Here is an 11,166-nt window from a genome sequence, read left to right on the forward strand (position 1 = left end):
CCTCGGCGAACCACCACCCCGGTATGGAAAAGTTGTGAGCGATGACTACCGACGAATCGATCACCATCCGTACCGCCACCGACGACGACTGGGATGCCGTCGCGCTGCTCGACGCCCATGCGTTCGGCGAGCACCAGAACGCCGAGGACCTGGCCGAGACGCAGATCCTGACGAAGTCCGAGCACGTCTACCTGGCGTGGGACGGCGAGACCCCGGTCGGTGTGGCCATGCACTTCCCGATGTCGGTGACCGTTCCCGGCGGAGCTCAGGTCGAGGCATCGGGAGTGTCCTGGGTGTCCGTCGCGCCGACACATCGCCGACGCGGCATTCTGCGATCGATGTTCACCCAGCAGCACCGCGCTCTGAACGACGCGGGTGCGCCGCTGTCTCTGCTGACGGCCAGCGAGGCGACGATCTACGGACGCTTCGGGTACGGGCCGGTGACCGAGGAGATCAGCGTCTCGATCGACCGTCGGTTCGCTCAGTTCCGCAAGGACGCTCCCCCGGCGACGGGTGTGCGGCTGATCGAATCGGCCGAGGCCACCGAACTGCTCCCGGACATCTACCACCGGTGGCAGCAGCAGACCGCAGGCGCGCAGCCCAAGCCGCCGATCCGCTGGGAGCGCTTCTTCGCCGATCGCGAGAACCGACGCGGCGGACTGACCGCACTGTTCTTCGTCGTACATCCCGACGGCTACGTCGCTTACCGACGCGGACGCAACCCGAGCCGGGTCGTGGTGGAGGAATTCATCGCGGTGACCGACGACGCCTACGCCGCGCTGTGGCAGATCCTCGTCGGCGTGGACCTGGTCGACACCATCGAGGTACGGCAGGCACGGGACGAGGCATTGCCGTTCCTGCTGACCAACAACCGGCTGCCGAAGGTCACGGCTCACCACGACGCTCTGTGGGCCCGGATCATGCATGTCGAGGCTGCCCTCGAGGCGCGCACCTATGCCCTCGACACATCACTGATCATCGCCGTCCGCGACCCCTTCCTCGACGCAGGCGGTACCTATTCGCTGACCGTCACGGACGGCAGAGCCACCTGCACACGGGTGGAATCCGAGCCGGACATCGAACTCGACATCGACGTACTCGCCAGCATCTACTTCGGTACCCACCGAGCCCGATTGTTCGCCGCGGCCAATCGCCTCACCGCCCGCAACGAAGAATCACTGCACGCACTCGATCTGACGTTCGGAACAGCGCGTCCCGCCGTCATGGGTTGGGGTTTCTGACGCGACTATCCCGCCAGCCCGTGCGTGAAGGCGAAGTGCACGGCCTGCGCTCGATCTCGCAGTCGGGCTTTGGCGAACAGATGGTTGATATGTGTCTTGACCGTTGCCTCGCTGACGAACATCTGCTGAGCGATCTCGCGGTTCGACAGACCGGCCGCGATCGCGCGTAGGACCTCGACCTCACGCGGGGTCAAACCAGCTGGGATCTCGGGCGGACGGGAGTGCTCGACGGCTCCGAGCAGCCGAGCCTGTACCTCCGGGTTCAGTACGGACTGCCCGGCTGCCGCCGCCCGCAATGCCGCCGCTATCTCGACCCTTCCGGCGTCCTTGGTGAGATATCCGCGTGCGCCCGCACCGAGTGCATCGAGTATCGAGCGTTCGTCGGAGAAGGTCGTCAACACCACCACGGGTAGATCGGGGAAGAGCCCCTTCAGTATTCGGGTCGCCTCTATCCCGTCGGTGCCCGGCATCCGCAGGTCCATCAGCACGACATCGAGGCATTCGGTACTCATCGCGGCCTGCACTGCGGCGACCGCGCCATCGCCGTCCGTCGCGGTCGAGACGACGGTGATGTCGTCGATCAGATCGAGCATCGTCGCCAGCGCCTCGCGCACCGACGCCTGATCGTCGGCGATCACTATCCGAATGCTCATACCCTCACCTTCGTGTCGTCTTCAGTGTGGTTGCGGCACAGCAACTGTGGCACGGACAGTCCAACCCCGCCCGTCCGGACCCGCCGCGATCGATCCGCCGACCAGTGCGGCGCGCTCGCGCATGCCGACCAACCCCATTCCGGTACTGTCGACCGGTTTCGGCGGCGACTGGGCCGGGCCGTTGGTCACGGAGAGCTCCACCTGTTCTGCCGCGAAGCGAAGCACTACGTCGACTGCCGCTCCGGGAGCATGAGAACGGGCATTGGTCAGCGCCTCCTGCGCGCACCGAACCAGGAACTGCGACTGCGGCGTATCGAGATCGACAGCCTCGCCCTCGACCCGGAAGTTCCCGTCCGCGTCCACCAGAGCGGCCATCGTCGGCACCAGGGGCAGCACGTCCTGACGCAAAGTCTGCACGGCCCTGCGGGTTTCGGTGAGGCCCTCGCGAGCGAGGCTCTGCGCCTTGCTCACCGCGGCTCTGGCCTCGTCGGCGCGACCGGCGTCGAGCAACGCGTCGGCGACTTCGAGCTGCATATTGACCCCGGACAGCGAATGCGCGAGAACGTCGTGGATGTCGCGTGCGATACGGGCCCGCTCGGCCAGGGCATGCTCGCGCAATTCGGCGTCGGTGGCGCGCCGGGCATTGCGCAGTGCGTCCAGACGACTGCGTCGTGAATACCCGATCAGTACCGGCCACCCGGCGAAAAGACCGGCGGCCCATGGCCACCCGTCGACACCATGGTGATCGGCGATCCACAGCGCGCACGCGCACGCCACGCTGAGCGACACCGCATACGGAAACGCAATCGACGGCTTGAACCGCCACCCGGCATGTCCGGCGAACAGGAACGGAAACGCTGCTGCGACCCCGGTTCCGCCCAGAGGAAGAATCGCGGCGGAGGCGACCAGTGCGATGCCGGCCCCGGCGAGCGAGAGCCGGAGACCGGTCGACCGTCGCGACACCGTCGAGGCCGCCAGTACGAGACTGTTGACGACGAGCAGCGTGAGCACGAGCGGATCGTGCAGATCCGACGTCGCGAACGCCGCCACGACGACGACGGCCGTGACATACGGCCGACTCGACAGCCGGAAGCTGTCGAGTGCGGGTAACCGTACGTCCGGCGTGGGTGCCGACGTCACCGAATCTTCGCCCGTCCTTCGCGAACCCGACTGTGCATGTCGGCCAGCGTAGGCGACAACGTGTGGTTGCCGGACTTGTCGGCTCGCCACACGATGGTGGCCTCGGAATGCATGGCTCGGTAGAGCACCACGACCGACTCGGCGAGGAATCCGACCCCCACGGCCAACATGGTGGCCTGCCCGGCGACCGACGCTGCTGCCGGATCCACGACATTCTCCACCGGCACGAGGAGGAGGCGCACCGCGATCGCGGCCACCCATAGGCCGACCGACGCCAACGAGTAACGCATCCATGCCGCTCCGTCCCGCTCGGCGATCCGGACGGTGTAGCCGCGGACCACCCCGAACACGGCTCCGACGACACAGCCGAGGAGCAAGAACCCGATCGCCGTGGCCGAGAGCGCCGTCGAATTCAGTGACGCCAGTCCGGCGACGGCGAGGATCGCCGGAAGCACCAGCATGCGCCGAGCTTCCATGAGCTGGCCGGTCATGCGCCGCACCAGCAGGTATCCGACCAGAAGGACTACGAGAGCAATCGTTGCAATGTTCATGGCAGCAACGCTACGAAGATCGCGGTGGGGGCACATCGACCCACGGGTGGAGATCGGGTGGAGACACGCGCGCATGACGTTTGTCATGGCTGGACCGTGACGGTGTCACCTCAGGTCATGATGCGCTGCACTGTTTTCGGTGCTCGACGCGCAGCAGGATCGTAGTCATGAAGCAACCAGACGAAGGAAATCTGTTCACCGATCTGATGGAGCTCGGGCCGGCTCCGACGTTGGCGCGTGAGATCGTCGTCATCGTCATCAGCATCGCGATCATCGCCGTGCTGTTCGCGATTGTCGGCCCGTCCCTTCCGGCGTTCGTCGCACTGGGCGTCATCGTCGCCTTCATGGGTGTCCGGTTCGTCATCGGACTGCGCCATTGGGGGACGCAATCATGACCATCATCGACGTCGACGGGATGACTCGCCGCTACGGATCGGGCAAGAACGCGTACGAGGCCGTCCAGGCTCTCGATCTCCATGTCGCGGAGGGTGAGCTGTTCGGCCTACTGGGCACCAACGGTGCGGGCAAGACATCCACTCTCGAAGTGATTCAGGGCCTTTCGCGACCCAGCAAGGGCACGGTGCGGATCATGGGTATGGATCCGGTGGCCGATCGCCGCAAGGTTCGGCCTGCTCTGGGAATCATGCTGCAGAAGGGCGGACTGCCTCAGGATCTGACCACCGCCGAGAGTCTTCGGATGTGGGCGGGCACCTGCAGCCATCCACTGCCGGTGGCGGAGGTACTCGGTCGCGTGGACCTGGCCGACCGTGCCGATACGCGGGTCAAATTCCTGTCCGGCGGCGAGCAGCGCAGGCTGGACCTGGCATGCGCGATCATCAGCCGTCCGCGCGTCTTGTTCCTGGACGAGCCGACCACCGGTCTCGATCCCGAAAGTCGCCGCAACACATGGCGGTTGATCCAGGAACTGAAGAACTCCGGCGTCACGATCATGTTGACGACGCACTACCTCGACGAGGCCGAGTCACTGTGCGATCGACTCGCGATCATGCACCGCGGCAGAGTCGTTCGGAGCGGCACGGTGGACGAGGTGGTCGCCGACCATCCGGCGAAGATCGAACTGAAGGCCCCTGGAACGGCACTGCCGTCGCTGCCGGGCACATCCATGGACGTCTCGGGAGAGACGGTCTCGATCCAGACGTCCTCGGTTCAGGAGACGTTGACCGATCTGCTGCTGTGGGCTCGGAACAACGGGGTGACCCTGCACGGACTGGACGCCCGCGCGGCATCGCTCGAAACCGTGTTCCTCTCCATCGCAGACGAATTCGACAATTCCCCTATCGACGAACCAGCCGATGACAAGACCGAGGTGATGAGCGCATGAGCACAATGACCGCCCTGTCGCGAGCAGAATTCACACTGCTCGGACGCAACCGAGTACTACTGTTCAACGCGACCGTCATACCTCTCGTGCTACCGGTGGTCATGCTGATCATCAGCAGTCGGGGCGACGACGGATTGACCGACGTGGGCGTGGGAGCGGCACTCGAGTTCTTCGCGCTGTTCCTGCTGGTGTTCATGGTCTACTACAACATGCTCTCGATCTACGCCACACGTCGAGACGAGTTGGTACTCAAGCGACTTCGCACCGGCGAAAGCTCGGACATTCAGATTCTGCTGGGGCCGGCGGTCCCCTCGTTCGTCCTCACCGTCGTACTGGGCTTGATCGTCGGAGCTGTAGTGCTGGCCTTCGGTGGGCCCATTCCCACCAACGTCCTGCTCGTCGCTGTTGCCCTCCTCGGCGGCGCGGCACTGTTCGCCGCACTGGCGTTGATCACGTCTGCCTTCACCCGTAATGCGGAAGCAGCGCAGATCACCAGTCTGCCGGTCATTCTGATCGCCATGGCCGGCTCGGCCATGCTGCGCGACGTTCTCCCGGATTCACTGAGCCGAGTCGTCGAGCTGACTCCCATGGCCGCGGTGTCGGACCTGTTGAATCTGGGCTGGTTCGGTACCACCACCCCCGGCGACGCGTCGGTCGGGTTCGCCGCCACCTTCGGCGAGGCCGCCATGCCGGTGGCGGTGATGCTGGCCTGGATTCTCGGCAGCCTGCTGATCGCCCGCACCCACTTCCGCTGGGAACCGCGGTCCTGATCACACTGTCGTCGTCCGTCTGCAAGGCTGGAGATCATGAAGCTGTACGAGTACCTCAATCCACTGCACGGCTGGAACGACAGCAGTGCAGTGGAGAAGGTACGCGTCTACACCCGCCAATCGTTCCTGCTGATCACCGTCGGTGTCGCTGTCGGCGCGATGCTGACGACGCTTCAGTACGACGACTATCGATCGACGGTGGCGGCAGCGGTGTGTGCCGCCGCCGCTTTCGTGGTCGTTCAGCGCACCCCGGCACTCGGCGGCGAGTCGACGGCCAACCCTCGAATCCCGTTGGCGATCATGTCCGTCGCCGCTGTGGTGCTGGTTGCCGGAGGGACGACGAGCAACGCGCTCTGGGCCGCCGTACTCGTGACCACCGCGGTCGCGACCCTGATTCGATTGCGCTGGTCTCTCGCGGCAGCCGTGGCCGCCGCCGCGATTGCCGCGGCCGTGGGAACCCCGGCGCTGGAAACGGTAATACTCGGCGTCTTCATCGCTTTCATGGCCTTCACCGTGCAACTGTCGGCGTGGCTGCTGCGCATCGTGACCGAACTCGACGCCACCCGCGACGCAGCCGCAGCTCTCTCCGTCGCAGAGGAGCGCCTGAGGTTCTCGCGCGATCTGCACGACGTCGTCGGGCGCGCACTCTCGGCCATCGCGGTCAAGAGCGAACTTGCCGCGACGCTGGCCCGCAGGGGTGACGACCGCGCCGCGACGCAGATGGACGAGGTGCGCGCGTTGGCGCAGGAATCGATGACCGACGCCCGAAAGCTGGTGCGCGGCTATCGATCGGTGGATGTCGCAGGCGAACTCGACGGTGCCCGCTCGCTCCTGTCGGCGGCCGGGATATCCACCGAGCTCACCGGTGAGACCTCGGCACTGTCCGAGCGGGGGGCCGAGGCGGCCGCCTGGGTGGTTCGTGAAGGCGTGACGAACATACTGCGTCACTCCGCGGCCACCTATTGCCGAATCGAACTGACCGACAGCAGTATTCGACTGACCAACGACCACCCCGGTGCGCCGAACGGCCGCAACGACGGCACGGGTCTGAGCGGCCTACGGGAACGCTTGGTCGCGGTCGGAGGGGAACTGCGCACGGAGCAGACAACCGAGAAATTCACCCTCATCGCAGTGTTGCCCACATCGCCCCAGAACCCGAGGACCACACCATGATTCGAGTTCTACTGGCCGACGACGAGAACCTCATTCGATCTGCGCTGGCGACCATGCTCGATCTGGAGGACGACATCGAGATCGTCGGACAGGCCGATTCGGGCGAGAAGGCCCTGACGGTTGCCGCGGCCCTGGCACCCGATGTGGCAGTGCTGGACCTGCAGATGGGCGGGATCGACGGCATCGAGACGGCGCAGAAAATTGCCGAGACACTGCCCACCTGCGCGTCGATCATCGTCACCAGCCACGGTCGGCCGGGCTACCTGAAGAAGGCGCTCGAGGCCGGCGTGCGCGGGTTCCTCCCCAAGACCACCTCGGCCGCCACCCTGGCCGAGGTGGTGCGCACCGTGCACGGCGGCGGGCGGTACGTCGACCCGACGCTCGCCGCGGAAGCCATCGGGGCCGGGGACTCACCGCTCACACCGCGGGAAGCCGATGTGCTCGAGTTCGCCGCCGACGGCGCATCGATCGCGGAGATCGCGCAGCGCGCGCATCTGTCACCCGGGACCACCCGCAACTATCTGTCTGCGGCGGCCGCGAAACTCGGGGCGGCGAACCGGCACGAGGCCTGCGCACTGGCCCGACGCCACGGGTGGATCTGAGGAGCGTCAGACCTTGGCGGCTGCGGCCACCGTGTCGAGGGTGGGCAGCCGGTGACCGTCGGCGGGCGGTACCACGGTGATCCGCAAGTTGTTGTGCCGCAGCAGATACACGGCAGCGAAGAGTCCCGTCGCCAATGAGATGACACCGCCGAACAACAGCGGTGCGCGTGGATCGAGGGCGTCGGCGAGCCAGCCGAGCACCGGGCTGCCCAGCGGAGTTCCGCCCAGGAAGCACAGCATGTAGATGCCCATCACGCGGCCGCGCATGTCGGACGGCACCGACATCTGCAGAATGTTCATCGCCGACGTCGTGAACGTCAGCGTCAATGCGCCGGTGGGCACCAACAGCACTGCCACGAGAACGTAATTGGGCATCAATCCCACGAGTAACTCGAACAGACCGAACGCGATGACCGCACCGATGAAGAGCCGCAATCGAGGGGCGGTGGCGCGCCGGGCCGCCAGGGTCGCTCCCGCGAGCGTGCCGACCGCGAGGGTGGTCGACAGCAACCCGTATGCGTCGGCTCCGCTGCCGAACGTGTTGCGCGCCAGCACCGACAGACTCAGCGGAAAATTGAGACCGAACGTCGAGACCATGAACACCGTCGCCAGCAACACTCGTAGGTCTCCCCGCCCCCAGACGTAGCGAAAGCCCTCCCGTACCTGCCCTTTGGCGCGCGGTGCCGGTTCGACACGGAAGAGTTGACCGACGTTCATCGCCAAGAGGGCACCGAACACCGCGGCGAACGACACCGCGTTGATCAGGAACACCCAGCCGGTACCGACGAGGGTGATGAGCACTCCCGACACCGCAGGCCCGACGATCCGCGCCATGTTGAACGTCATCGAGTTCAACGCGATCGCGTTGGACAGAGTTTCCTTGCCCACCATCTCGATGGTGAACGATTGCCGCACCGGCGCGTCGATGGCAGACGAGCAGCCGAGGATGAAGGCGATGACATAGACGTGCCAGAGCTCGACCATGTTGCCGACATCGAGCACACCCAGCACCAGACCGCAGACTGCGGCGAACACCTGGGTGATCATGAGGAGTTTGCGCTTGTCGTACCGGTCTGCGAGTACTCCGCCCCACACCGACAGAAACAGCGTCGGCCCGAATTGCAGGGCCATGACGATTCCGACGGCAAAGCCGTTGCCGCCGGAGAGCGTCAGCACGAGCCAGTCCTGGGCCACCCGCTGCATCCACGTTCCGACCAGCGAGACGATCTGCCCCGACGCCCACAATCGGTAGTTGCGAGTCTTCAGAGCAGCGAACATCGTCGCGCCGGACGTACGTGAAACTGGAGCCACAGGTCAAATAATAAACCTAGGTAACTACTCGGAGTCGCTGACCAATGCGCTGATGATGCTCACCGCATCTCGCAGCGTCGCGAGCTGCTCGGGTCCGAGGCCTGCCAGCTGTGCGGTCATCCACGCCTCGCGAGCACTCGCCTCGTCCGCGATCAGTTCCTTGCCGGCCGCCGACAACGACACGATCACCTGACGGCCATCGGTGGGATGCGGCGTGCGCTCCACCAGACCCAGCTCGGCCAACGACGCGATCACCCGCGTCATCGACGGGGGTTGAACCCGCTCCCGAGCCGCCAACGCGCCAGGCGTCATGTCGCCCTCCCTACTCAGCGTGGCCAGAGCCGACAGCTGAGTGAGCGACACTTGCGAGTCCACTCGCCTACCTCGAAGGTGGCGAGTCAACCTCACCACCGCAAGCGACAGGTCGCTTGCCAATTCCCGATTGTCTTTCACACTGTTTCCCGACGTCACAGCGCAGAGAATACGCCCTGGTACCGACCCAGCATCAGGTAACCGCATCCGTGATGGGACCGACTGCGAAAAACGCCACGAACAGCAACGCGACGACCCATAACAGGGGATGTACCGTCTTCGCTCGGCCCGAACCGACGGCGAGCACGACCCACGTGATGAAACCGACGCCGATACCGTTCGCGATGGAGTAAGTGAACGGCATCACCAGGATGGTGAGGAAGGCCGGCAGCGCGTAATCGAAGCGCTTGAAGTCGATGTGGAGAACCTGACCGATCATCAGGGCACCCACCACCACCAGCGCCGGAGCAGCCGCCTCGATGGGCACGACAGCCGTGAGCGGGGTGAAGAACATCGCCAGCAGGAACAGCAGGCCGGTGACGACGTTGGCCAGTCCGGTGCGTGCGCCTTCCGCGATTCCCGAGGCCGACTCGACGAACACCGTGTTCGACGATGCGGACGCGCCGCCGCCCGCAATGGCTCCGGCACCTTCGACGACCAACGCCTTGCCGATGTTGGGCAGCGTGCCGTCCTTGTCGAGATTCGCTTCTTTACCCAGACCCGTCATCGTTCCCATCGCGTCGAAGAAGTTCGCGAGGACGAGCGTGAACACCAACAGACTCGCGGCCAGCACACCGATGCGGGTGAACGCACCGAACAGGTCGACGTTGCCCACCAGCGACAGGTCCGGCGACTGTACGAGAACGCTGGGCAGCTGCGGCACGGACAGGTTCCAGCCCTTGGGGTCGACGCCGTTCGACGGCCCCACGTCGGTGACCGCCTCGATGATGGCCGCCAACACCGTCGTGACCACGATGCCGATCAGCAGACCGCCGCGGACCTTGCGCACCACGAGCACACCCATCAGCAACAACCCGAACACGAAGATTACCGTCGGCCACGACGCGATGGACCCGTCGATGCCGAGGCCGACGGGAACCGTCGTGCCTGCGGCGTCGGGGATCCGGCGTACGAAGCCGGAATCGACCAAGCCGATGAACGCGATGAAGGCACCGATGCCTGCGGCGATCGCAGCCTTCAGTTCGGGCGGAATCGCGTTGAACACCGCCGTCCGGAAGCCGGTGACGGCCAACAGAACGATGATGATGCCGTCGATGACGACCAGGCCCATGGCCTCGGGCCAACTGACCTGAGGAGCGATGGTGACGGCCAGGAGAGTGTTGATGCCGAGGCCGGCCGCGATACCGAAGGGGTAGTTGGCGATGATGCCGAACGCGATGCTCATGAAGCCGGCGACCAGTGCCGTCACGGCGGCAACCTGGGCGACGGGCAGGATGTTGCCGAGCACGTCGGTCTTGGCAGCTGCGTCGTCGGCGGAGAAACTACCGAGGATCAGCGGGTTGAGCACGACGATGTAGGCCATCGCCACGAAAGTGACGACACCGCCGCGAACCTCGGAACCCACAGTCGAGCCGCGCTCGGTGATCTTGAAGTAGTTGTCGAGTAATCGCGACGACATAGGCATGAGTGAAAGATAAAGCACACCGCGAGGGTTGGCGAAATATGGTGGCGTAGCGTGAATTCGTGGCCGACGTCCCGCAGATCCCGCCCCGCCTCACCGATCCGGTGCCGGTGTTGACGATCGGCATCCTCGGTTGGATCGTTGCGCTGGTCGTGTTCACCGCCACCGGCGACCGCAGCGACGACGCGGTGGCGACGTGTTGGTCCGGCATCGCGGTCGGCGCTGTCGGGTTCGCTCTGTTCCTGGCGCAGAGAGCCGCGTCACGACGCGGCAGCAGAACCGCCCAACGCGGCCTCGATTGAGATCAGGATCACGTTAGCCCGATCACGAAAACCGTTCTGACGTGGGCAAACTAACCCCTCAGCCGGTTGAGTAACACAGAGTTAACGTGGAGCATAGGTTATGTCAGTTTCGATAACCTTTGATCCA

The 11,166-nt window shown here is 65.1% G+C and carries 13 protein-coding genes; 7 read left to right on the forward strand and 6 right to left on the reverse strand.

The annotated features are described in order from the left end of the window. Window positions 1-41 precede the first annotated feature (41 nt). Complete coding sequence (locus AB0P23_RS14015; RefSeq protein WP_032365886.1) at window positions 42-1,241, forward strand: GNAT family N-acetyltransferase; 1,200 nt, start codon at window positions 42-44, stop codon at window positions 1,239-1,241. 5 nt (window positions 1,242-1,246) lie between these two features. Here the strand turns inward: AB0P23_RS14015 and AB0P23_RS14020 are convergent, their stop codons facing one another. The 3 genes from AB0P23_RS14020 to AB0P23_RS14030 are packed head-to-tail and all read right to left on the reverse strand — an operon-like array spanning window position 1,247 to window position 3,585. Then, window positions 1,247-1,894 (reverse strand): response regulator transcription factor, encoded by a 648-nt coding sequence (locus AB0P23_RS14020; protein WP_206498740.1) that lies wholly within the window; start codon window positions 1,892-1,894, stop codon window positions 1,247-1,249. 21 nt (window positions 1,895-1,915) lie between these two features. Further along, the gene (locus AB0P23_RS14025) at window positions 1,916-3,034 is read right to left on the reverse strand and encodes a histidine kinase (protein WP_206498739.1); all 1,119 of its coding nucleotides are present in this window, start codon (window positions 3,032-3,034) and stop codon (window positions 1,916-1,918) included. Continuing rightward, window positions 3,031-3,585 carry a CcdC protein domain-containing protein gene (locus AB0P23_RS14030; protein WP_027495911.1) on the reverse strand — a complete coding sequence of 185 codons (555 nt, stop codon included), beginning with the start codon at window positions 3,583-3,585 and terminating at the stop codon, window positions 3,031-3,033. The genes AB0P23_RS14025 and AB0P23_RS14030 overlap by 4 nt, the downstream gene beginning before the upstream one ends. A 167-nt stretch (window positions 3,586-3,752) precedes the next feature. Between AB0P23_RS14030 and AB0P23_RS14035 the strand changes: the two genes are divergently transcribed. From AB0P23_RS14035 to AB0P23_RS14055, 5 genes are read left to right on the forward strand one after another with little or no spacing between them, the layout of a single operon-like run. Then, the gene (locus AB0P23_RS14035; RefSeq protein WP_206498738.1) at window positions 3,753-3,980 is read left to right on the forward strand and encodes a hypothetical protein; all 228 of its coding nucleotides are present in this window, start codon (window positions 3,753-3,755) and stop codon (window positions 3,978-3,980) included. Then, window positions 3,977-4,927 carry an ABC transporter ATP-binding protein gene (locus tag AB0P23_RS14040; protein WP_032372957.1) on the forward strand — a complete coding sequence of 317 codons (951 nt, stop codon included), beginning with the start codon at window positions 3,977-3,979 and terminating at the stop codon, window positions 4,925-4,927. The genes AB0P23_RS14035 and AB0P23_RS14040 overlap by 4 nt, the downstream gene beginning before the upstream one ends. Beyond that, window positions 4,924-5,697: an ABC transporter permease gene (locus AB0P23_RS14045; protein ID WP_032372958.1), complete on the forward strand. Its 774-nt coding sequence runs from the start codon at window positions 4,924-4,926 to the stop codon at window positions 5,695-5,697. The genes AB0P23_RS14040 and AB0P23_RS14045 overlap by 4 nt, the downstream gene beginning before the upstream one ends. A gap of 36 nt (window positions 5,698-5,733) precedes the next feature. Continuing rightward, the gene (locus tag AB0P23_RS14050) at window positions 5,734-6,870 is read left to right on the forward strand and encodes a histidine kinase (RefSeq protein ID WP_045842048.1); all 1,137 of its coding nucleotides are present in this window, start codon (window positions 5,734-5,736) and stop codon (window positions 6,868-6,870) included. After that, window positions 6,867-7,472, forward strand: a complete 606-nt coding sequence (locus AB0P23_RS14055; protein ID WP_027495906.1) for a response regulator transcription factor — start codon at window positions 6,867-6,869, stop codon at window positions 7,470-7,472. Before AB0P23_RS14050 ends, AB0P23_RS14055 begins: the two co-directional genes overlap by 4 nt. A gap of 6 nt (window positions 7,473-7,478) precedes the next feature. Here the strand turns inward: AB0P23_RS14055 and AB0P23_RS14060 are convergent, their stop codons facing one another. The 3 genes from AB0P23_RS14060 to AB0P23_RS14070 are packed head-to-tail and all read right to left on the reverse strand — an operon-like array spanning window position 7,479 to window position 10,740. Next, window positions 7,479-8,750 (reverse strand): MFS transporter, encoded by a 1,272-nt coding sequence (locus AB0P23_RS14060; RefSeq protein WP_032365881.1) that lies wholly within the window; start codon window positions 8,748-8,750, stop codon window positions 7,479-7,481. A gap of 57 nt (window positions 8,751-8,807) precedes the next feature. Then, on the reverse strand, window positions 8,808-9,236 hold the full coding sequence (locus AB0P23_RS14065; protein WP_027495905.1) for a MarR family transcriptional regulator: 429 nt from the start codon (window positions 9,234-9,236) through the stop codon (window positions 8,808-8,810). A 52-nt stretch (window positions 9,237-9,288) separates the two neighbouring features. Then, the gene (locus AB0P23_RS14070; RefSeq protein ID WP_027495904.1) at window positions 9,289-10,740 is read right to left on the reverse strand and encodes an NCS2 family permease; all 1,452 of its coding nucleotides are present in this window, start codon (window positions 10,738-10,740) and stop codon (window positions 9,289-9,291) included. Window positions 10,741-10,799: 59 nt separating this feature from the next. On the opposite strand from AB0P23_RS14070, the gene AB0P23_RS14075 reads away from it, so the two are divergent. Next, on the forward strand, window positions 10,800-11,039 hold the full coding sequence (locus tag AB0P23_RS14075) for a DUF2530 domain-containing protein (RefSeq protein WP_027495903.1): 240 nt from the start codon (window positions 10,800-10,802) through the stop codon (window positions 11,037-11,039). Window positions 11,040-11,166 lie beyond the last annotated feature (127 nt).

This window comes from Rhodococcus sp. NPDC077669, from assembly GCF_040686915.1.
In the GTDB taxonomy this organism is placed as follows: Bacteria; Actinomycetota; Actinomycetes; order Mycobacteriales; family Mycobacteriaceae; genus Rhodococcoides; species Rhodococcoides fascians.